Genomic DNA, 20,636 nt, shown 5'->3' with positions numbered 1-20,636 from the left:
GATGGAGCGCTCCAACGGCGCAGGCGATCGTTCTCGCTGAGGCCCCGGCCTGCGCCGGGGCGACGTGTGTCGGACTGGTCGTCCGCTGCCGCAGATCGCGGTCAGACGCTCGCCGCGCTGAACGTGTCGCAGCTCGCCGGATCGCCGGACTCCAGGCCGCGGCGCAGCCAGCGCTGGCGCTGCTCGGCGCTGCCGTGGGTGAAGGCCTCCGGCACCACCCGTCCCTGCGCCTGGCGCTGCAGGGTGTCGTCGCCGATCGCGCGAGCTGCGCGCAAGCCTTCCTCGATGTCGCCGGGCTCGAGCGCCGCGCGGCCCTGCGCGTCCTTGGCGTTGGCGGCCCAGACGCCGGCGTAGCAATCGGCCTGCAGCTCCACCCGCACCTGGATGGCATTGCCCTCGCGGCTCGAGGCGCGCTGCTGTTGCCGGTTCGCCTGCTCGAGGACGCCGGTGAGGAACTGGAGGTGGTGGCCGACCTCGTGGGCGATGACATAGGCCTGGGCGAAGTCGCCGGCGGCGCCGAAGCGGTTCTGCAGCTCCTGGTAGAAACTGGTGTCGAGATAAATCCTGTTGTCGGTCGGGCAGTAGAACGGACCCATTGCCGATTGCGCCGCGCCGCAGCCCGATCGTCCCTGCCCGCCGTAGAAGACGAAGCCGGCCGGCTGGTAGCGCTTCCCCTCCGCCTGGAAGATCCGCGCCCAGGTGTCCTCGGTATTGGCGAGCACCTGGCAGGAGAAGCGGCTCGCCGCGTCGAGCGCGCAGCTCTCCTGGGCGTTGCTGCCGCCCTGCGCCTGGTGCGGCGCGACCGCGGTGCCGCCGCCGACGCCCAGCGATCCACCGCCGCCGCCGACCGTGGTCAGCGCGCAATAGCCCAAAGCCAGGATCAGCACGCCGCCGATCCCGAAGCGGCTGAGCACCAGGCCGAACAACAGCCCGAACAATCCTCCGCCGCCGCCGAAGCCGCCGCCGCCGCCGAAGCTCTGGCCCCTCTGGTCGCTGACATTGTCGCTGGTTCGATAGTCGTCGAGGCGCATCCGCTCTGTCTCCTGGCTTCCTCTGGGAGAATGCGCCGCGCCCGCGCCGGTTGCAAAATGCGCGGCGACACCGGAAAGAGCGCTCGCCAACCAGTTCAAGGATCCGACATGTTCCTCAAGGGCAAGACTGCGCTCATCACCGGCTCCACCTCCGGCATCGGCCTCGCCTGCGCGCGCGCCCTGGCCGGCGAGGGCGCGAACGTCGTCCTGAATGGGTTTGGCGACGCGACGGAGATCGAAGCGATCCGTGGCGAGCTCGAGCAGGCGAGCGGCGCCCGCGCGCTCTACAGCGCCGCCGACCTCACCCGGGCCGAGGCGATCGAGGCGATGATGGCCGAGGCCGCAGAGGCGTTCGGCGGGGTCGACATCCTGGTCAATAATGCCGGCATGCAGCACGTCGCACCGCTCGACCAGTTCCCGCCGGACCGATGGGACCTGATCATCGCGCTCAACCTCTCCGCCGTCTTCCACACCACCCGCCTTGCCCTGCCGGGCATGAAGGCGAAGGGTTGGGGCAGGGTGATCAATACCGCCTCCGCGCACAGCCTCGTCGCCAGCCCCAACAAGGCCCCCTACGTCGCCTCGAAGCATGGCGTCGCCGGGCTCACCAAGGCGGTGGCGCTGGAGGCGGCGACCAGCGGCGTCACGGTCAATTGCATCAGCCCCGGCTACGTCTGGACCCCTCTGGTCGAGAACCAGATCCCCGACACGATGAAGGCGCGGGGTCTCACCCGCGAGCAGGTGATGAACGACGTCCTGCTCGCGGCGCAGCCGACGAAGCAGTTCGTCACCGTCGATCAGGTCGCCGCCCTCGCCCTCTTCCTCTGCCGCGACGAGGCCGCTTCGATCACTGGCGCCAATCTGTCGATGGACGGCGGCTGGACCGCGGCCTGATCGTAGATCGTCGCCGCCGAACAGGTGGAAGTGCGCACCCCCTGCGACACACCGGCGCGTGCCATGTTGATTGCCCGGCGGTGCGCCTTATGCTGCGCCGGATGACCTGGTTCAGAGCCCGTGCCGCCGCTCTTCTGCTCCTGCCCCTTGCTGCCTGCGCCTCCGAAGGCACGCCGCCGGTCCAGGCGGTGCCGCAGGCGGAGGCCGGGTGGCGGGACGTCGCCACCACCGCGGATCGCCACCGCATCCGTGAGTGGCGCACTGCCTGGTTGCGCGCGCTCGAGCGCGCGCGCGCCGCCGGCCACGGCGCCGAGATCGACCGCGAGGGCGCCCTGCTGGTGCCCGATGCCGCTCTGCTCGGCGTCTCGCCGCCGGCGGGGGACTATCGCTGCCGGGTCACCAAGCTCGGGGCGAAGACCGAAGGATTGCTCGACTATGTCGCTTATCCGGCCTTCCGCTGCCGGATCGGCGCCGGCGAGAGCACGCGCGAGTTTGCCAAGCTCACCGGATCGCAGCGCCCGGTCGGCCGCCTGTTCCGGGATACCGATCGGCGCATGATCTTTCTCGGCACGCTGCAACTCGGCGACGAGCAGGGCGCCCTGCGCTACGGCCATGACGAGGATCGCGCGATGGCGGGCCTGCTCGAGCGGGTCGGCGAGCGTCGTTGGCGCCTCGTCTTTCCCTATCCCCATTACGAGAGCCTGGTCGACGTGATCGAGCTGATCCCGGAGCAATGACGGACATGCGCAAAGCCCTCCTGCCCGCCGCCGCTCTGGCCCTGGCACCGTCCGCGCCGGCCGCGGCCGACACCCTGTCCGATCAGGTTCGCGCCGACATGCCGTCGCTGACCGCCCTCTACCGCGATCTCCACGCCAATCCCGAGCTCAGCATGCAGGAGGTGAAGACCGCCGCGAAGCTCGCCGCGGAGGCGAAGAAGGCAGGATTCGCGGTCACCGGCGGGGTCGGCAAGACCGGCGTGGTCGCGGTGATGAAGAACGGGCCCGGGCCCGTGCTGCTGATCCGCGCCGACATGGACGGCCTGCCGGTGGTCGAGCAGACCGGCCTGCCCTTTGCCTCCAAGGTCCGCGCGACCAGCCTCGCCGGCGTCGAGAGCGGCGTGATGCACGCCTGCGGCCACGACACCCATATGGCGGCCTGGGTCGGCACCGCGCGGCGGCTCGCGGCGATGAAGGATCGTTGGTCGGGCACTCTGGTGATGATCGCCCAGCCTGGCGAGGAGATCGGCCAGGGCGCCAAGGCGATGCTCGACGACGGCCTCTACACGCGCTTCCCCAAGCCGAGCCATGCGATCGCCTTCCACGACAGCGCCGGCCTTCCGGCTGGCACGATCGGCTATTCGGTCGGCCCGGCGCTCGCCAATGTCGACAGCGTCGACATCGTCGTGAAGGGCGTCGGCGGCCACGGCGCCTATCCTCACACGACCCGGGACCCGATCGTGCTGGCGAGCCGGATCGTCACGGCGCTCCAGACCCTGGTCAGCCGCGAGGTCGATCCCCAGGAGCCGGCGGTGGTCACGGTCGGCAGCTTCCACGCCGGCGCCAAGCACAACATCATCTCGGACGAGGCGACCCTGCTGCTCACCGTGCGCAGCTATACCGACGAAACCCGCAAGATCCTGCTCGACGGAATCGCCCGGATCGTCCGCGGCGAGGCGATCGCAGCGGGCATCCCCGAGGACCGGATGCCGGTCGTCACCCAGCGCGGCAACGATTATACGCCGGCCACGATCAACACCGAGGCGCTGAGCACGAGCACCGCGGCGCTGTTCACCAGCCGCTTCGGCGCCGAACGCGTGGTGAAGACCAGGCCGGTGATGGGCGGCGAGGATTTCGGCCGCTTCCATCTCGCCGATCCGTCGATCGAGAGCATGATCTTCTGGGTCGGTGGCGTGCCCAAGGCGCAGTGGGACGCAGCGGGTGGCGATCCGGCGAAGCTGCCCAGCCTCCACAGCCCCTTCTGGGTGCCGGAAGCGGAGACCGTGATCTCCACCGCCACCGAGGCGATGGTCACGGCCGCGCTCGGCGTGCTCGGCAAACCGTAGCCACGGTCGCGCGACTGCTACGGCTGCTGGTTCAGGGCGACCGCGATCGCCGCGGCAAGATCGCTCATGTCGTAGGGCTTGGTGACGAGCGGCGCATCGGCGAATTCCGGACCCGAGCCGGTCGGGCCGTAGCCTGTCGTGAAGACGAACGGCAGGCCGAGCGCGCGCAGCCGGGCGGCGACCGGCAGGCTCTCGGTGCCGTTCAGATTGATGTCCAGCAAGGCGAGGTCGAACGAGGCGGTTTCCGCCGCGGCCAGCGCCTCGTTCAGAGTGGCCGCGGTGGCGACCGTCTCGCAGCCGAGCGCCTCGAGCATGTCCTCGACCGTCATCGCGATGATCGCCTCGTCCTCGACGAGGAGCACGCGGGTCCCTTCGATCCCCATCTCACTCTCCGGATCGCCCTCGTTCGTGCCGACGAGCGTCGATCGCCGTTCGGGATCGGCTGCGGCGGGTCGTCGCGAAGATGGCCGATGCGCGCGTGGCGCGCTCGTGCCGGAGCCGATGCGGGATTAAACGAAGTCAGGGCTGCAAAAGGCTGCCGAGACTCCGAAATTCCACCCCGTTCGCGGCACTGCCCACCGTGAGCTGACCTGTCAGCCGACCGCCCCGGCGGCGGCGATGATCGCGAAGCGTGTGGCGTTGCCCGGATCGTCCTGCAGGTCGCGGCGGAGGATGACGAGACCATAAGCCGCCGCGGCCGCTTCCGACGCGAGCACGGCCTGGTCCCGCGCGGCGAGGGCGCGCGCCGCCACCGCAGTGTTTGAGGCGGCCTCGCCGGCCAGTCCGAGCGCCGCCAGGGTCTCGGCGCATTGCTTCAGCGCGACCGGATGGCTGACCACCGATCGGACCTGCTCCAGGCTCACGCCCGGCAGCGCCAGCAGATGCATCCGGACGGGCAGGTCGTGCTCGGAGAGCACCCGGACGCCGCTCTCCGCGATGATCTCGGCGACGCCGGCAACGGTTCCCGCCCGGCTGTTCTCGACCGGCAGCACGCCGCGCTCGGCCTCGCCGCGCGCGACTGCGGCGGCGACCGCCTCGAACGTCTCACGGGCCTCGGCGGCGCAGTCCCGGCAGAAGGCGAGCGCCGCCTGATGCCCGAACGAGCCGGGCGCCCCCTGATAGGCGACCCTCAAGCGGCGTCGGCACGCCGTTCGGCGCTCTTGCCGATCAGCGCCGCCACCTTCGTCGCGATTTCCAGCGCCTGGGCCGGATTGAGGCGGGGATCGCAATGGCTGAGATAGCGTCGGCTAAGATCGGCCTCGCCGATCCCGCAGCGCCCGCCGAGGCATTCGGTGACGTCGCTGCCGCTCATCTCGAGGTGAATGCCGCCGGCGTGCACGCCCTCGGCCGCCGCGATGTCAAAAAACGCCGCGGTCTCCACGAGGATGTCGGAGAGCCGCCGGGTCTTCACGCCTGCGACATTCGTCCCGTTGCCGTGCATCGGATCGATCGCCCAGATCGCGTTCGAACCGGCGCGCCGCGCCGCCCGCATCAGCGGCGCCAGCGACTCGCCGACCCGATCGGCGCCGAAGCGGCCGATCAGCACCAGCCGGCCGGGTTCGTTGGCTGGGTCGAGACGCTCGATCAGGCGCAGCAGCGTCTCAGGCGCCAGGCTTGGGCCGCATTTGAGGCCGATCGGATTGGCGATCCCGCTGGCGTAAGCGACATGGGCGCCGTCGAGGCTGCGGGTGCGTTCGCCGACCCAGACCATGTGGCCCGATCCCGCCCAGTGGCGGCCGGTCTCGGGATCGCGGCGGGTGAGGGCCTGTTCGTAATGGAGCAGCAGCGCCTCGTGGCTGGCATAGACTGGCGGCTGGCTGCGCTCGGCGAGGCGAAAGGCGGCGAGCAGGGCAAGCGTCGCCTGGGACTGGCGATGCGCCTCGAGCAGCCGCTCCGGCTCGGGCGTGCGGCTGAAGCTGGTGAAGGCGCGTCCGTTGACCGCATCGCCGCGGTAGCTCGGCAGCGTCAGCCCCGCCTCGCTCTCCCAGCGCTGCGACCGTGGCTTGGCGAATTGCCCGGCGGCGCGGGCGACATGGACGACGCCGAGACCGCCGTCGGCGATGATGTTGCCCATGCCGAGCAGCAGCCGCTCGTCCCGGCGGACCTTCTCGGCCGAGAATTCGGCGAAACTCTCGGCGCAATCGCCGCCCTGGAGCAGGAAGGCGCGGCCACGGGCCACCTCGGCCAGCGCGCTCCTCAGCGCGCCGATCTGGGCGAAGCCCACCAGCGGCGGCGTCGCGGCAAGCTGCTCCTCGACCGACGCGAGGGCGCTCGCGTCCGGATAAACCGGCATTTGCTGCGCCGGGTGCGAGCGCCAGCTCGCCGGAGTCCATTCCGGCGCTCCGCCGTCCGGGCCGGTCAGCGCGTCTTCCGGGGCGACTCGCCCGATCGCATAGGCCACCGCCTCGCCGTCCGTCCCGCGGACGACGTCGAAGACGGTGAGCGGCGCGGCCTCGCCGGCAGCGAGCGGCTCGACGAGCACGGCGATCGCTTCCTCGTCGCGCGCCCGTCGTAGCACCTCGGCGCGGTCTTCGGCCCAGGCGAGCGGGAAAGCGGCGCCGAAATGAAGCCGGACTCGCGCCTCGAGCAGCTCGCTGCGCTCGGCGGCGCACAACACGATCTCGGTACGGGCCTGGCCCTGCAGCGTGTGCGCCATCAGCTCGCGCCAGATCGCGGCGATCGCCACGGCCGGCGCGCGGCCGGCGCGGCTCTGCAGGCGTGCGACCACCTCGGCCTGGCGGCGCGGGCGGAGCTTGAGCAGGCTGTCTCCGGCGCTGCCCTTGGCTTCGGCGATCGCGGCGGAGGCGGCCAGGCGGCGCTCGATCAGCGCCAGAATCTCATCGTCAATGGCGTCGAGCTCGGCTCGAAGCGTCGAAAGCATGTCGGAAGCGGTCATCGTCTGTCTCACGGACCCGCCGGAGCGATCTGTCGGGGGGCGGGTCTTGGGCGGATGGATCGGGAAGGGCTGGGGTGAGACTCCGGCACGCCCTCAGGCGTACCGGCCCGTAAACGAGCCGCCGAAAAGGAAGGAGCGAGCCGGCGAGCGGGCGATGATCTGTCCGTTCTTCATGGGGCGGCTCCTTCTCAGGCCGATCTCGGCCTGCCCCTCCACGCTGCCGTTGGGATCCCAAGATGTCAACCGCTAAGGCGGCCGCTTCGGGCGCTGCCTGGCGAGTGGTGCAGGAAAGCCGCACATCCTGGCCGACGCCGCTCTGCGCCCTCTTCAGGCTTCATGACGGTCGCGATGATTTCGGGATCCCGTCCGATCCACCTCTCTCACTCGCCGGGCGCGCGGCCCCGCGGCTTCTTCGGCTTCCAGACGATCTTCCGGCCCTTGGGAACGTGCCACTTGCCCGCGGCCGTGCGCACCAGATCCGCGCCGCAGGCGCTGCACTGGCTGAAGAAATAGCCGCGGTTCCAGACCTCGTCCGGGGCGGCCTTGTGCCTCCCCAGCCGACACATGATCTGCTTTGCATTCGCCAAGACGGACACGGAAAGGACCTCCTTCGTCCGTCGATGCTACGGCAAGGCGGGGTTGCTCTTCAACTCGAATGGGCGGCGATCTCCCGGTCGGCCCTGCGCCGGCAGCGCTCCATCCTCTTCCTCGCGGCCTCGTCCCGGCCCTGCTCCAGTCTCTTCTGCACGGCGGCAAGGCATTTCGCCTGGGCGTCGGCGCTGCTCCTCGCGGCGCCGCGCCGCGCGTCCCGTTCCGGGACGGCGCGATCCGCCTGCGCGCGCTCCAGCATCCGCTCGCCGGCGCGGCGCGCCTGCTTGGGGGAGCGAAGCTCGCCGGGGCCGACGGCGCCCCAGCGCTCGTCGCGCTGCATCGCCTCCGCCGGAGCCCCGACTGCCAGCAGCGAAAGCGAAAGCATCAGAAAGTTTCTGGACGGCGTCACCACGGCCATTCTCCCGTTCCGCGCCACGGGTGCCACGAAGCGGGCGCGGACTCCAGCCTGACCACCCGAAGATGAACCGCCGCCTAACATCCGTGTCGGCGCCGTTGCCGATCGGCCGCCGCGGCGGCATCGGGTTCGTCCGTCCCGAGCCGGCGCTGGGCCCCCTCTGGCCGCGCCCGGAGCGTTTTTTAGCCGATTTTCCCCCGCCTTCAGAAAATCTTTGTCAATTTGAGCGACACCGCGGGACGTGTCGGAGATGCTTACATCGAAGGCCGCGGTGCGATGGTAAGGCTGTTCAAGCATTATGTTCCGCACACGGTCCTGCTGCTCGGGCTGGTCGATTTCGCCTTGCTGGTCCTGGCGGGCGAGGCCGGCTGGCTGCTGCGCCTGTGGCAGATCGAGGGCGGCGCCGATCCCGACGTCGCACGTCTGCCGCACCTTCTCACCTTCGCGGTCACGCTCGAGCTGGCGATGGTCGGAGTCGGCGTCTACGGCGCCGATGCGCTGCGATCGATGCGGATCGGCACCGCGCGGCTGGTGGTGGCGATCTCGTTCGGAGTGCTGCTCCTCGCGCTGATCTTCTTCCTGATGCCGGCGGTCACCTTCTGGCGCTCGAACCTTCTCTACGCGATGGTGCTCGCGCTGGTCGGACTGTTCGTCGTCCGTCTCGTCGCCGGGCAACTGGTCGGCCGGGAGGCGTTCAAGCGACGGGTGCTCGTGCTCGGCGCCGGTCCCCGCGCCGCCCGGGTCGCGCAGCTCGCCCGCAAGGAAGGGGCGGGGTTCGTCGTCGTCGGCCATGTCGCGATGAACGACGGCGCGGTGGCCGTGGCGAAGGCCGTCAACCGGGCCGATATCCACAATCTCACCGATCACGTCGTCCGCCTCGGCGCGAGCGAGGTCGTGCTCGCCCTCGAGGAACGGCGCAACGCGCTGCCGTTGTCGGACCTGCTGCGGATCAAGACCACGGGCGTTCACGTCAACGAGATCTCGTCCTTTCTCGAGCGCGAGACCGGCCGGGTCGATCTCGACAGCCTCAATCCGTCCTGGCTGATCTTCTCGGACGGCTTCTCTGCCGGACGCCGGATCTCCAGCGCCGGCAAGCGGCTGTTCGACGTGGCGGTCAGCGCGATCATCCTGCTGATCTTCGGCCCGCTGATCCTGATCACCGCCTTGCTGGTGAAGCTGGAGAGTCCCGGGCCCGCCTTCTTCCGCCAGCGCCGTGTCGGCCTCTACGGTCAGGCCTTCGAGATCCTGAAGCTGCGCTCGATGCGCGAGGACGCCGAGGTCGGCGGCAAGGCGGTCTGGGCGCAGAAGGACGATCCGCGGGTCACCCGGATCGGCGCGATCATCCGCAAGCTGCGGATCGACGAGCTGCCCCAGGCCTGGACGGTGCTGAAGGGTGAGATGAGCTTCGTCGGGCCTCGCCCGGAGCGGCCGCAATTCGTCGCCGATCTCGAGACCCGCCTGCCTTTCTATGCCGAGCGGCACGTGGTGAAGCCGGGGATCACCGGCTGGGCGCAGATCAATTTCCCTTACGGCGCGTCGGTCGAGGACGCCCGGCAGAAGCTCGAATACGATCTCTATTACGCCAAGAACTACACGCCTTTCCTCGATCTGCTGATCCTGCTGCAGACGATCCGAGTCGTGCTCTGGCCCGAAGGAGCGCGCTGATGATCGGCTTCGTCGGCGTCTGGAGCCACGCGCTCGCCTCCCTGCTGTTCGCCGCTCTGGCGCTCTGGCACCTGCGGCACTGGAACCTCGATCCGCGCAACCGGCCGCTCGCCGGCGCCTTCGCGGTGACCGCCGCCTGGTGCCTGTTCGTCGCCTTCCTCGGGCCGCGCTCGCTGGCGGCGGGTCTCGCCGAGAGCGGCCGCAACTTTGCCTTCCTCGCCTTCATGTACGCGCTCGTGCGCAGCGCCGCCGAGGTCGAGCGGCAGAAGGCGGTGCGCGTCGTCTATGCCGTCGTCGGCGGCGTCATCGGGCTCCAGATCACCATCGCCGGCGTGCTTCCCGAGTTCGAGCGCGTTCCGCTGGCCTATCAGGCGCTGACCTCGGCGGCGCAGATGATCGGCCTCACCATTGCTGCCGGCTCGCTGGTGCTGGTCCACAATCTCTACGGCCAGGCGGCGCCCGACAGCCGCTGGAGCCTCAAGCTGCCGATGATCGCGCTCGCCGGCATGTGGGCCTATGATCTCCACCTCTACACCGTCGGCTATCTCACCCGCGCCCCGGTCGAGGATCTCGTCGCCCTGCGCGGCGGCATCCTGGCGATGCTCGCACCGCTGTTCGCCGTCGCCAGCCGCCGCAACACCGAATGGCGGATTCATCTCAGCCGCGCGGCGACCTTCCAGTCGCTCTCGGTTCTCGCGATCTTCTTCTACCTGATGGTGATGATGTCGGCGACGCGGACGCTCGAGATCTTCGGCGGCAGCTGGGTGCGGATCGGCCAGGTGACGATCATCTTCGCGATGAGCGTCGCCGCCGCCCTGATCCTGCCCTCGGGCCGCGTCCGCGCCTGGCTGCGCGTGATGCTCGCCAAGCATTTCTTCGAGCATCGCTACGATTATCGCGAGGAGTGGCTGCGCTTCACCCGCACCACCAGCGCCGCCGGCGACGATGCGCCGCCGCTCGGCCAGCGCGTGGTGAAGGCGCTCGCCGACATCGCCGGATGCCCGGCCGGGCTCCTCCTCACCCCGGACGAGAACGGCCGGCTGGTGCTGGAGACCAGGTGGAACTGGCAGGACGCGCTGCCGCATGGCGGGCGCGACGACGCCGCCTTCGTCGCCTTTCTCGAGAAGAGTGCGCACATCGTCGACATCGACGCCGCCCGCGCCGCCCCGATGCGCGCCGAGGGGCTGGTCGCCCACCTCCCTGAAGCGCTGGCGGCGCTGGAAAATGGCTGGGCGGCCATTCCCTTGCTCCATCGCGACAGGCTGATGGGCCTCGTCGTTCTCCAGCACCCGACGCTCCGCCGGCCGCTCGACTGGGAGGATTTCGATCTCTTCCGCACCGCCGGCATCCAGGCGGCGAGCTATCTCGCCGAGGCGCGCAGCCAGGAGGCGCTCGCCAACGCCCAGCGCTTCGACGAGTTCAACCGCCGTTTCGCCTTCATCCTCCACGACATCAAGAACCTGGTCAGCCAGCTGAGCCTCGTTGCCCGCAATGCCGAGCGCCATGCCGACAATCCGGAGTTCCGCGCCGACATGATCGTCACGCTGCAGAGCTCGGTCCGGAAGATGAACGACCTGCTCGCCCGGCTGTCGCGCAGCACCAACGGCGAGGCGGAGGCGCCGCGCCTCACCAGCCTCGCGCACCTTCTCGCCGAGATTGCCGAGGTCAAGCGGCGGATCCATCCGGTCGCGCTCGATGCCGAGCCCGGTCTCGTCGCGCTGGTCGATCCGCGCAGCCTCGAGCAGGCGATCGGCCATCTCCTGCAGAACGCGATCGACGCCAGCGCGCCCGATTCCCCGGTCACCCTGCGCCTGTCCGGCCATGGCGGCGAGGCGGCGATCCAGGTCCTCGATCGCGGCGCCGGAATGTCGGCCGATTTCATCCGCGGCCGGCTGTTCCAGCCCTTCGCGTCCACCAAGGACGGCGGCTTCGGCGTCGGCGCGTTCGAGGCGCGCTCGCTGGTCGCCGCGATGGGCGGCCGCCTCGAGGTCGAGAGCCTCGAGGGGGAAGGGACCAGCTTCACCGTCTATTTACCGCTCGCCGCGACAAGCGAGCTCCTCCCGCCTGAACGGATGCGTGCATGACTGCCGAGGCGAAAGCAAAGCTCCTGATCGTCGAGGACGACGAGGGCCTGCAGCGTCAGCTGCGCTGGGCCTATGACGATTACGAGGTCCTGATCGCGTCCGATCGCGATGCCGCGATCGACATCCTGCGCGCGCAGGAGCCGCCCGTCGTCACCCTCGATCTCGGGCTTCCGCCCGATCCGAACGGCGTCACCGAGGGCTTCGCGACGCTCGAGAAGATCCTCGCGCTGAAGCCTGAGACCAAGGTGATCGTCGCCTCCGGGCACGGCGCACGCGAAAGCGCGCTGCGCGCCATCGCGTCGGGGGCCTACGATTTCTACCAGAAGCCGGTCGATATCGATCAGCTCGGCCTGATCGTCCGCCGCGCCTTCCAGCTGCACGGCATCGAGAACGAGAACCGCCGGCTCGAGACGCAGGTGGGCGAGGATCGCACCGTGCTCGGCACGATGATCACCGCCGCGCCGGAGATGCTGAAAGTGGCGCGGACGATCGAGCGGGTCGCCAACACCGGCGTCTCGGTCATGCTGCTCGGCGCCAGCGGCACCGGCAAGGAGCTGCTCGCCCGCGGCCTGCACAGCGCCAGCCGCCGTGCCGCCGGGGCGTTCGTCGCGATCAACTGCGCGGCGATCCCCGAAAACCTGCTCGAGGCCGAGCTGTTCGGCTACGAGAAGGGTGCCTTCACCGGCGCGATCAAGACCACCGAGGGCAAGATCGAGCAGGCCCATAACGGCACTCTGTTCCTCGACGAGGTGGGTGACATCCCGCTCGCCCTCCAGGTCAAGTTGCTGCGTTTCCTGCAGGAGCGCACGATCGAGCGGATCGGCGGACGCAAGCCGATCGCGGTCGATACCAGGATCGTCTGCGCCACCCACCAGGACCTCCCTGAGATGATCAAGGCGGGCGCCTTCCGCGAGGACCTCTGGTACCGCCTCGCCGAGATCGTCGTACGCATCCCGGGTCTCGCCGAGCGGCCAGGCGACGCGGCCCTGCTCGCCAAGCATTTCCTTCATCGTTTCGCCCGCGAGATGAACCCGCAGGTCAAAGGTTTCACCCCGGCCGCGCTCGCCGCGATCGACGCCTGGAGCTGGCCGGGCAATGTCCGCGAGCTGGAGAACCGGATGAAGCGGGCGGTGATCATGGCCGACGGCAAGCACGTCACCGCGGAGGATCTCGATCTCGAATCCGGGGAGCGAGAGGATTTTCCGCTCAACCTCAAGGCGGCGCGCGAGGCGGCCGATCGCCGCGTCATCCGCCAGGCTCTCGCCCGCTGCGACGACAACATCTCCAATACCGCCAAGCTCCTCGGGATCAGCCGCCCGACGCTCTATGATCTCCTCAAGCAATACGGGCTCCAGCCATGAAGACGCACAATTTCCTGCTCGCGGCCGCGCTCCTCCTCGGGACGGCCGCCTGCTCCAACGCGCCCACGCCGAAGCCCGAAGAGGCCTATCGTCGCGGCCTTGCCGCGCTCGACAAGGGTGAGCTGCGCCTCGCCAAGGTCGAATTGCTCAACGCGATCAAGGGCGCGCCGAACGATCCCAGGATCCGCCTTGCGCAGGCCCGCACCTATCTGCTGCTGGGAGACGGCGTCGCCGCGCAGGCGGAGCTCGATCGGGCGCGCCAGCTCGGCACGCCGGAGAGCGAGCTTCATCACCTCCTCGCCCATGCTTTCTTCCTCCAGAAGCAGTTCGAGAAAGCGGCGGCCGAGGCGGACAAGGCCCCGGCCCAGCACCGCGCCTATGCGGCGCGGATGGCCGGGCGCGCCTGGATCACGCTCGGCGATGTCGACAAGGCGAGCGCCGCCTTTACCGAGGCGATGGCCGCCGGACCGAACGACACCTGGGTCTGGACCGACGTGGCTCGCTTCCGCCGCAACACCGGCGCGCTCGGTGAGGCGATCGGTGCCGCCGATCGCGCGCTCGCGCTGGCGCCGCGCAACGTCGAGGCGCTGACGCTGCGCGGCGAGCTCACCCGCAGCCAATACGGTCTCGCCGCCGCAATTCCCTGGTTCGACAAGGCGCTCGCCATCGATCCGGACAACGTGCTGACGCTCGCCGAGCGCGCCGCCACGCTGGGCGATCTCGGCCGGACCCAGGCGATGCTCGCCGACACCCGCAAGATCCTCTCGATCCAGAGCGATCATCCGGTCGCCTGGTACCTCCAGGCGATGCTCGCGGCGCGCGCCAAGAAGTTCGAGCTCGCCCGCTCGCTCTACGAGCGGACCGGCGGCAAGCTCGAGGGCCAGCCCGCGGTGATGCTGCTCGCCGGCGCGATCGAGCTCCAGACCGGCCGCGTCGAGCAGGCTATCGTCCGCCTCGGCAAGTTGGTCACCGAGCAGCCGGGGAACTTCAAGGCCCGCCGCCTGCTCGCCTCGGCGCAGTGGCGACAGGGCGACGTCGATGCAACGATCGAGACTCTGCGCCCGGCCGCGGACCGGCCGGACGCCGATGCCTACGTCCTGACTCTGATCGGCCGCGCGTTCGAGAAGAAGGGCAACAAGGACCTCGCCGCCCATTACCTCGCCCGTGCCGCCGAGCCGCGCCGCCGCACCGCGACGGCCCTGCTCGCGGCACCGGTCAGCGACACCCAGCTCTCCGTGATGCGCCGCCAGGCGGAGGCCAATCCGCGCGATGCTCTCGCCCAGATCGAGCTGGTCCGCGCCCTGCTCGGCCGCGGCCAGGGCGCGGAGGCGCTCGCCTACGCGCGCGGCGTGCAGGCGAACTTCCCCGGAGCGCCCGACGCCCATGTCCTGGTCGGCGACGCGCTCGCCGTGCAGGGCAATTATCCTTCTGCGGTCCAGGAATATCGCAAGGCGGCGAACATCGCCTTCACCGAGCCGGTGGCGATGCGGCTGATCGAGGCGCTGCGCAACTCGGGCAATCCGGCCGGCGCGGCCCGCGTGCTCGATCTCTTCCTCCAGCAGAACCCGCAGAACGTCCCCGCCCAGCAGCTCGCCGCCAACAGCTTCCTCCAGGCGCGGAACTGGGACGGCGCGATCGGAATCTACGAGCGGCTCCGCGGCCGGCTCGGCGACCGCGACGCGACGATGCTGAATAATCTCGCCTGGGCCTATTCGGAGAAGGGCGATTACGATCGCGCCATCCCGCTCGCCCGCAAGGCCTATGAGCTCGACAAGCGCAATCCCGCGACCGCCGACACGCTCGGCTGGCTGCTGGTCAAGAGCGGCGAGGACAAGGCGGAAGGGCTGACCCTGCTCGAGCAGGCCGCCCGCGGCGCTCCGACCGACGCCCAGATCCGCGAGCACCTCGGTTCCGCCCGCAGGGGGTAGGGGCGGGGGCGGCCTCCCGCCCCTTGCCGCAGCGCGTCGGTCCTGTAGAGGCCGTGGGCAACGGAGGAACGCCCATGACCATCGCCCGCCCTGTCGCCACGTTCGCGGCTGCCGCGCTCGCGGCCGCCGCCGCGCTCGCCGTGCCGGCCGCCGCCCAGCCGCCGTCGCGCCCGAAGCTCGTCGTGGCGATCTCGGTCGATCAATTCTCCGCCGACCTGTTCCAGCAATATCGCCAGCATTTCGACGGCGGCCTGCACCGCCTTTCCGAAGGCGTGGTCTTCCCTGCCGGCTACCAGGGGCACAACGCCACCGAGACCTGTCCCGGTCACTCGACCATTCTCACCGGCTCGCGGCCCTCGCGCACCGGCATCATCGCCAACAATTGGTTCAACCTTCGCGTCGCCCGCGAGGACAAGAACGTCTATTGCTCCGAGGATCCGCGCATCCCGGGCAGCACCCACAGCAACTACACCGTGTCGCCTTACCATCTGCGCGTGCCGGCGCTCGGCGATCACATGAAGCGCGCCGATCCGCGTGCCCGGGTCGCCGTCGTCGCCGGCAAGGACCGCGCCGCGATCATGATGGGCGGCTATGCGCCGGACCAGCGCTGGTGGTGGGATTCGCGCGCGAGCGCGTTCGTCAACCCGGGCGCGGCCGTGCCGCAGCCGGTCGCCGCCGCCAATGCAGAGCTGCAGGACGTCCTGTCGCGGCCGCGTGCCGCGCGCAGCCTGCCCAAGGTCTGCGAGGCGCACAGCCGCGCCGTGCCGCTCGTCGGCGGCACGCGTTCGGTCGGCGACAATCGCCTCGGCCGCGAGGAGAACGACAAGGACGGCTTCCGCGCCTCGCCCGATTTCGATCGTGCCGTGCTCGATCTCGGCGCCGCCCTGCGCCGCGACATGCGCCTCGGCCAGGGCGAGGCGACCGACCTGCTGATCCTCGGCCTGTCGGCAACCGATTACGTCGGCCATTCGTTCGGCAACCAGGGCGCCGAGATGTGCATCCAGCTGATGGGGCTCGACGACGCTCTCGGCGCATTCTTCCGGGATCTCGACGCCACCGGCATCGACTATCTGGTCATGCTCACCGCCGATCACGGCGGCCATGACGTTCCCGAGCGCAACCGCCAGCACGCTATCCCCGACGCGGTCCGCGTCGATCCCGCGCTGAATGCCGGTACGCCCCAGCGGCCCGGGCCGATGGGCGAGCGCCTCGCTGCCGCGCTGAAGCTCGCCCGCGCCCCGCTCTACGGTGACGGCCCGTTCGGCGACATGTACGTCGATCCCGCGCTGCCTGCCGCGCAGCGCAAGCGCGTTCTCGACGCGGCGGTCCGGGCCTATCGCGCCCATCCCCAGGTCGAGGCGGTGTTCACCGCCGCCGAGCTCCGCGCCGCGCCGGCGCCGCAGGGCGCCCCCGATCACTGGAGCCTGCTCGAGCGCGCCAAGGCCAGCTTCGATCCGGAGCGATCGGGCGATTTCATCGTGCTGCTCAAACCGCGGGTGACGCCGATCTCCGAGCCCGGCCCCGGCTACGCCGCCACCCACGGCAGCCCTTGGGACTATGACCGCCGTGTGCCGATCCTGTTCTGGCGCAAGGGCCTCGTGCCGTTCGAGCAGCCGCTCGCGGTCGAGACCGCCGACATTCTCCCGACGCTCGCCGCGATAATCGGCGTTCCGATCCTGCCCGGCACGATCGACGGCCGCTGCCTGGATCTCGACGAAGGCGAAGCGAGCAGCTGCGTCCGTTGAGCGGGGCACCGACGGGCTTGTTCGTCCGGTTCGAGCCTGCAACAACCCTGGCGTGAGCAATTCCTGCCTGCTGTGCGGCGGCCCTCCGGGCGGCGCCGCTTTTCCTTACGCCATGCGCTGGCAGGACACGCTCTACGTCTATCGCGGCTGCCGAAGGTGCGGTGCGTCGTTCGTCGCGCCGGTGCCGTCGGCCGAGGTGCTGGCGGGCCTCTTTCACCCGGATGTGTATCACGCCGCTTTTTACCCGGTCGCCGAGCCGACCCCGGCGCAGCGGCAGGTCGCGCGGGAGATCGCGGAGCGGGTGGGGCGGGGCCGTAGTCTGCTCGGCTTCGGCTGCGCCAACGGCGCTTTCCTCCTGGCGGCGGCCGCCGAGGGACTTGAGGCGGAAGGCGTCGAGGGGAGCGCGGAGGCGGCTGCGATGGCGCAGCGGTCCTGCGGCCACCTCGTTCGCACGATCGAGCAGCTCGCCCTTTCCGGTCAGACCTACGACGTCATCCACATCGCCGACGTGCTCGGCCATCTTCCCGATCCGCGCGCCACGCTGCGGCGGCTCGAGGCGCATCTCGCGCCTGGCGGTCTGTTCGTCATCGAGGGCCCGCTCGAGCGGCAGCACAGCCCGGTCTATTACGCCGCCTCGTTCTTCGGCTGGCTGAAATACCGGCTGCTCCGCCGCCCGCCGCCGGAGGGACCGCCCTATCATCTGTCTCTCGCCAGCCTCGCCAGCCAGAAGCATCTGTTCGATCTGCTCGGCTACCACTGCCTGTCGCTCTCGGTCAGCGAGACCGGCTGGCCGTTCGTGGGGGCGGAAGGGCCCGGCATCGGCGCCCGCCTGAAGCGGGGCGTCGCCGGATTGGCCTTGCGCCTCTCGGCCGGTCCGGTCGGGCGGCGCTTCGCTCTCGGCAATAGGTTCCGCGCCTGGCTCAGGCCCGGCTGCGGCTCACCAGCGATCGCGAGGCCCGAGCCCGGCGCGGCAGCCGAACGCCCCGAAGCGTGGAGATGATTCGCCACAGCGGATTGAGGATCGTCCCGTTGATCACGAAATCGGGATGGCGTCCGTCAACGGCGACGATGGTCCTGCCGGCGAAGCAGGCGAGGCTGAGGTGATGGGCGCCGCGGCTCTGCCACGGCTCATTCAGCGTGAAAAGCTCCGGCGCCCAGTCGCTCTCGGCATAGCGGCTCGGTGACAGTTCGCCGATCTCCAGCAGCCTGAGATTCCCCCCGTCCCCGAAATGGAAGGCCTGCGCGGGGCGGAAGAGCCGGCCGTCGAGCTCGACGATCGCCCCGCCGCAGCGGCTCAGCCGCGCGTCGGTGCAGATCGGGTTCATGGGATGCGGCACGAAGTCTCCGGATGCGAGGTCCTCGGCGGAGAACAGCTCGAGCCCGTGCGGCCCGGTCGCGAACAGCCACCAGCGCTCCGGCGTCCTGAACAAGGTCGGATCGGTATAGGGGCCCGCGATCAGCCTGCGCGCGCGGGTGAGGCCGGACGGGAAAGCGGTGAAGCGGTACAGCGCTACCTCCCCGGCTTCCTTGGTCTCGGGAAGCATGAAGACGTCATCACCGACCTTCAGAACGTGGGGATAGGAGATATGGTCGTTGCGCCGCAGGACCGGCCCCAGATCCTCGAAATGTACCAGGTCGCGCGTCCGGCAGGCCGCGATATAGCCGACCTCGGAGCATTCCTGGACCTCGTAGAAGACGTAGAGCTCGCTGCCGTTCACGAACAGACAGGGGTCGGCCTGGGTGTGGCGATGGCGGCTGCCCCTGCGCACGCGACGGCTGTCGAACAGCCGAATCCGGCGCTCCTGCATCAGGGCGCTCGGAGTCAGCTGCCCTTCCATCAGGCAGAAGCTCCACATGGAGCGCGCGAGCAGTCGTGGCGCCAAGTACATGGCGAATGGGTACGGCTGCCCCTGCGGGTGCGCAAGCTCTTCGAAGAACTTTTCCCGATGAACGCAAGAACTTCGGGGATAACCGTGCGGAAGCCTTTTGATAAAGGTAGCAATTAGCTACCGTAATACATCGCGATCGCGCTCTCCGGGAAGGAATGTCGGCCTTTCGGCTGTCGGCTCGGCGCGGCGGCCGTCCCGATCCGGCACGCTCCGCGGCGGTCGAACCTCGCCTGCGTTCCGAAAAGGCGGAAAGCTCAGGCGCGCGCGTCTATCCCGCCAGCGCCTCGACCTTCTCGGCCAGCACCAGCCATCGCTCCTCGGCCGCGTCGCGCTCGGCGCGAGCGGCCTCGATCGCGGCGCTCAGCGCGGCGAACCGCCGCGGATCCTTGATGTAGAGATCTGGGTCGGAGAGCGCAGCCTCGTTGCGGGCGATCTGCGACTCGATCTCCTCGATCCTGCCCGGCAGCAGGTCGTAGTCGCGCTGGTCCTTGTAGCTGAGCTTGGTCGCGGCCTTTGGTGGGGCAGGGGCCGCCGCCGCAGGCCTGGCCGCCGCTTTGGCGGCGGGCGCGGCCGCTTCCTTGCGCTTGCGCACCCAATCCTCATAGCCGCCCGCGACGACGTCGATCCGCCCCGAGCCGTCGAGGCCGAGCGTGATCGTCACCGTACGATCGAGGAAGTCGCGGTCGTGGCTGACGATCAGCACCGTGCCGTCATAGTCGCCGATCACCTCCTGCAGCAGGTCGAGCGTCTCGAGGTCGAGGTCGTTGGTCGGCTCGTCGAGGACGAGAAGGTTCGATCGCCGCGCGAACTCGCGGGCAAGCAGCAGGCGCGAGCGCTCGCCGCCTGAGAGCGTGCCGATCCGCGCCTCGGTCATGTTCGGATCGAACAGGAATTCCTTGAGATAGCCCTGGATGTGCTTCTTGACGCCCCGCACCTCGATCCAGTCGCCGCCGTCGGCGAGCACGTCACGCACCCTCTTTTCCGGGTCCATCAGCTTGCGCTGCTGATCGACGACGATCCCGGTCAGCGTCTGCGCCCGGCGAATCCGTCCCTCGTCGGGCTCGATCTCGCCGGTCAGCAGCTTGAGCAATGTGGTCTTGCCGGTGCCGTTGGCGCCGACGATGCCGATCCGGTCGCCGCGCTGCACCCTGAGCGAGAAGTCTTTGATGATCGTGCGGCCGTCATAGGCCTTGGTCACGGTCTCCGCGTCGATCACCACCTTGGTCTTGGCGTCGTCGTTCTGGATGCCGAGCTTGGCGGCGCCGGCCGGGCCCATCATCGCCGCGCGCTGGGCGCGCATCTCGTTCAATTTGGCGAGCCGGCCCTGGTTGCGCCGCCGGCGCGCGGTGACGCCGCGCTGCAGCCAGTGGAGTTCGAGCTTCAGCTTCGCGTCGAGCCGCTCCTCGTTGCGCGCCTCTTCCTCATAGACTTTCTCGGTCCAGGCATCGAAGCCGCCGAAGCCGATCTCGGCGCGTCGCAGGTCGCCGCGGTCGAGCCACAGCACCGAGCGGGTCAGGCGGGTCAGGAAGGTGCGGTCGTGGCTGATCACCACGAAGGCGCCGGTGAAGCGCGACAGCCAGTCCTCGAGCCATTCGATCGCGGCGAGATCGAGATGGTTGGTCGGCTCGTCGAGCAGCAGCACGTCGGGCTCCATGGCGATCGCGCGGGCGATTGCCGCCCGGCGCCGCTCGCCGCCCGAGGCGGTGGCCGCGTCGCGGTCGAGGTCGATGCCGATCTGGTCGGCGATCGCCTCCACCTCGTGCACCGGCGGCGCGTCGGGCCCGCTCAGCGCATAATCGCGTAGCGTTGCGAAGCCGGCGACCGGCGGATCCTGCTCGAGCAGCACCACCTTGGTGCCGGGCTGGATGGTGCGGCGGCCCTCGTCGGTGTCGATCGCGCCGGCGAGACATTTGAGCAGGGTGGTCTTGCCGGCGCCGTTGCGGCCGATCAGCGCCAGCCGATCGCGCGCGCCGACGAACAGGCCGATGCCGCGGAACAGCCAGCCATTGCCCTGGACGAGGCCGAGATTTTCATAAGCGAGGACGGGTGCAGCCATGGCGGCGACATAGGGGCAC

At 69.7% G+C, this 20,636-nt stretch carries 17 protein-coding genes; 9 read left to right on the top strand and 8 right to left on the bottom strand.

Annotated features, from left to right (window positions below):
• Window positions 1-101: 101 nt before the first annotated feature.
• Window positions 102-1,031 carry a KPN_02809 family neutral zinc metallopeptidase gene (gene ypfJ, locus E2493_RS18820; RefSeq protein WP_135089981.1) on the bottom strand — a complete coding sequence of 310 codons (930 nt, stop codon included), beginning with the start codon at window positions 1,029-1,031 and terminating at the stop codon, window positions 102-104.
• A 108-nt stretch (window positions 1,032-1,139) separates the two neighbouring features.
• On the opposite strand from ypfJ, the gene E2493_RS18815 reads away from it, so the two are divergent.
• The 3 genes from E2493_RS18815 (at window position 1,140) to E2493_RS18805 (ending at window position 3,987) form a co-directional block, all read left to right on the top strand.
• Complete coding sequence (locus E2493_RS18815) at window positions 1,140-1,925, top strand: 3-hydroxybutyrate dehydrogenase (RefSeq protein WP_135089979.1); 786 nt, start codon at window positions 1,140-1,142, stop codon at window positions 1,923-1,925.
• Window positions 1,926-2,026: 101 nt separating this feature from the next.
• Window positions 2,027-2,662 carry a DUF4893 domain-containing protein gene (locus E2493_RS18810; protein WP_135089977.1) on the top strand — a complete coding sequence of 212 codons (636 nt, stop codon included), beginning with the start codon at window positions 2,027-2,029 and terminating at the stop codon, window positions 2,660-2,662.
• 5 nt (window positions 2,663-2,667) lie between these two features.
• Window positions 2,668-3,987: an amidohydrolase gene (locus E2493_RS18805; RefSeq protein WP_135089975.1), complete on the top strand. Its 1,320-nt coding sequence runs from the start codon at window positions 2,668-2,670 to the stop codon at window positions 3,985-3,987.
• A gap of 17 nt (window positions 3,988-4,004) precedes the next feature.
• Here the strand turns inward: E2493_RS18805 and E2493_RS18800 are convergent, their stop codons facing one another.
• The 5 genes from E2493_RS18800 to E2493_RS18780 all read right to left on the bottom strand — a co-directional run bounded on the left by E2493_RS18800 (window position 4,005) and on the right by E2493_RS18780 (window position 7,859).
• Window positions 4,005-4,370, bottom strand: a complete 366-nt coding sequence (locus E2493_RS18800; protein ID WP_135089973.1) for a response regulator — start codon at window positions 4,368-4,370, stop codon at window positions 4,005-4,007.
• A gap of 210 nt (window positions 4,371-4,580) precedes the next feature.
• Complete coding sequence (locus E2493_RS18795; protein ID WP_167737630.1) at window positions 4,581-5,120, bottom strand: prephenate dehydratase domain-containing protein; 540 nt, start codon at window positions 5,118-5,120, stop codon at window positions 4,581-4,583.
• On the bottom strand, window positions 5,117-6,883 hold the full coding sequence (locus tag E2493_RS18790) for a 3-deoxy-7-phosphoheptulonate synthase (protein ID WP_135089969.1): 1,767 nt from the start codon (window positions 6,881-6,883) through the stop codon (window positions 5,117-5,119). Before E2493_RS18790 ends, E2493_RS18795 begins: the two co-directional genes overlap by 4 nt.
• A 380-nt stretch (window positions 6,884-7,263) precedes the next feature.
• On the bottom strand, window positions 7,264-7,449 hold the full coding sequence (locus E2493_RS18785) for a hypothetical protein (RefSeq protein ID WP_135089967.1): 186 nt from the start codon (window positions 7,447-7,449) through the stop codon (window positions 7,264-7,266).
• Window positions 7,450-7,529: 80 nt separating this feature from the next.
• Entirely contained in the window at window positions 7,530-7,859 is a 330-nt protein-coding gene (locus E2493_RS18780; protein ID WP_135089965.1) for a hypothetical protein, read from the bottom strand.
• A gap of 306 nt (window positions 7,860-8,165) precedes the next feature.
• Here E2493_RS18780 and E2493_RS18775 point away from each other — a divergent pair, with 306 nt between their 5' ends.
• From E2493_RS18775 to E2493_RS18750, 6 genes are all read left to right on the top strand, one after another.
• Window positions 8,166-9,554, top strand: coding sequence for a TIGR03013 family XrtA/PEP-CTERM system glycosyltransferase (locus E2493_RS18775; RefSeq protein ID WP_135089997.1), 1,389 nt, complete (start codon window positions 8,166-8,168; stop codon window positions 9,552-9,554).
• Complete coding sequence (prsK, locus tag E2493_RS18770) at window positions 9,554-11,638, top strand: XrtA/PEP-CTERM system histidine kinase PrsK (RefSeq protein WP_135089963.1); 2,085 nt, start codon at window positions 9,554-9,556, stop codon at window positions 11,636-11,638. The genes E2493_RS18775 and prsK overlap by 1 nt, the downstream gene beginning before the upstream one ends.
• Complete coding sequence (gene prsR, locus E2493_RS18765) at window positions 11,635-12,999, top strand: PEP-CTERM-box response regulator transcription factor (RefSeq protein WP_135089961.1); 1,365 nt, start codon at window positions 11,635-11,637, stop codon at window positions 12,997-12,999. Before prsK ends, prsR begins: the two co-directional genes overlap by 4 nt.
• Window positions 12,996-14,927, top strand: coding sequence for a tetratricopeptide repeat protein (locus E2493_RS18760; protein WP_135089960.1), 1,932 nt, complete (start codon window positions 12,996-12,998; stop codon window positions 14,925-14,927). Before prsR ends, E2493_RS18760 begins: the two co-directional genes overlap by 4 nt.
• A gap of 74 nt (window positions 14,928-15,001) precedes the next feature.
• Complete coding sequence (locus E2493_RS18755) at window positions 15,002-16,672, top strand: alkaline phosphatase family protein (RefSeq protein WP_135089958.1); 1,671 nt, start codon at window positions 15,002-15,004, stop codon at window positions 16,670-16,672.
• Window positions 16,673-16,724: 52 nt separating this feature from the next.
• Complete coding sequence (locus E2493_RS18750; protein ID WP_135089956.1) at window positions 16,725-17,672, top strand: class I SAM-dependent methyltransferase; 948 nt, start codon at window positions 16,725-16,727, stop codon at window positions 17,670-17,672.
• On the opposite strand, the gene E2493_RS18745 is transcribed toward E2493_RS18750, so the two are convergent.
• Together E2493_RS18745 and E2493_RS18740 are read right to left on the bottom strand one after the other, a co-directional pair.
• The gene (locus E2493_RS18745; protein WP_135089955.1) at window positions 17,593-18,561 is read right to left on the bottom strand and encodes a glucosamine inositolphosphorylceramide transferase family protein; all 969 of its coding nucleotides are present in this window, start codon (window positions 18,559-18,561) and stop codon (window positions 17,593-17,595) included. The genes E2493_RS18750 and E2493_RS18745 overlap by 80 nt on opposite strands.
• Window positions 18,562-18,829: 268 nt before the next feature.
• Complete coding sequence (locus tag E2493_RS18740) at window positions 18,830-20,617, bottom strand: ABC-F family ATP-binding cassette domain-containing protein (RefSeq protein ID WP_135089953.1); 1,788 nt, start codon at window positions 20,615-20,617, stop codon at window positions 18,830-18,832.
• Window positions 20,618-20,636: the final 19 nt, after the last annotated feature.

This window comes from Sphingomonas parva (ex Maeng et al. 2020) (assembly GCF_004564275.1).
GTDB lineage: Bacteria > Pseudomonadota > Alphaproteobacteria > Sphingomonadales > Sphingomonadaceae > Allosphingosinicella > Allosphingosinicella parva.
This window is presented reverse-complemented; position numbering and strand designations above follow the sequence as displayed.

Excerpts from the sequence above, each read along its gene's own strand:
- ypfJ (WP_135089981.1), bottom strand. The coding sequence starts at position 1,031 with ATGCGCCTCGACGACTATCGAACCAGCGACAATGTCAGCGACCAGAGG.
- E2493_RS18815 (WP_135089979.1), top strand. The coding sequence starts at position 1,140 with ATGTTCCTCAAGGGCAAGACTGCGCTCATCACCGGCTCCACCTCCGGC.
- E2493_RS18810 (WP_135089977.1), top strand. The coding sequence starts at position 2,027 with ATGACCTGGTTCAGAGCCCGTGCCGCCGCTCTTCTGCTCCTGCCCCTT.
- E2493_RS18805 (WP_135089975.1), top strand. The coding sequence starts at position 2,668 with ATGCGCAAAGCCCTCCTGCCCGCCGCCGCTCTGGCCCTGGCACCGTCC.
- E2493_RS18800 (WP_135089973.1), bottom strand. The coding sequence starts at position 4,370 with ATGGGGATCGAAGGGACCCGCGTGCTCCTCGTCGAGGACGAGGCGATC.
- E2493_RS18790 (WP_135089969.1), bottom strand. The coding sequence starts at position 6,883 with ATGACCGCTTCCGACATGCTTTCGACGCTTCGAGCCGAGCTCGACGCC.
- E2493_RS18785 (WP_135089967.1), bottom strand. The coding sequence starts at position 7,449 with ATGTGTCGGCTGGGGAGGCACAAGGCCGCCCCGGACGAGGTCTGGAAC.
- E2493_RS18780 (WP_135089965.1), bottom strand. The coding sequence starts at position 7,859 with ATGCTTTCGCTTTCGCTGCTGGCAGTCGGGGCTCCGGCGGAGGCGATG.
- E2493_RS18775 (WP_135089997.1), top strand. The coding sequence starts at position 8,166 with ATGGTAAGGCTGTTCAAGCATTATGTTCCGCACACGGTCCTGCTGCTC.
- prsK (WP_135089963.1), top strand. The coding sequence starts at position 9,554 with ATGATCGGCTTCGTCGGCGTCTGGAGCCACGCGCTCGCCTCCCTGCTG.
- prsR (WP_135089961.1), top strand. The coding sequence starts at position 11,635 with ATGACTGCCGAGGCGAAAGCAAAGCTCCTGATCGTCGAGGACGACGAG.
- E2493_RS18760 (WP_135089960.1), top strand. The coding sequence starts at position 12,996 with ATGAAGACGCACAATTTCCTGCTCGCGGCCGCGCTCCTCCTCGGGACG.
- E2493_RS18755 (WP_135089958.1), top strand. The coding sequence starts at position 15,002 with ATGACCATCGCCCGCCCTGTCGCCACGTTCGCGGCTGCCGCGCTCGCG.
- E2493_RS18745 (WP_135089955.1), bottom strand. The coding sequence starts at position 18,561 with ATGTACTTGGCGCCACGACTGCTCGCGCGCTCCATGTGGAGCTTCTGC.
- E2493_RS18740 (WP_135089953.1), bottom strand. The coding sequence starts at position 20,617 with ATGGCTGCACCCGTCCTCGCTTATGAAAATCTCGGCCTCGTCCAGGGC.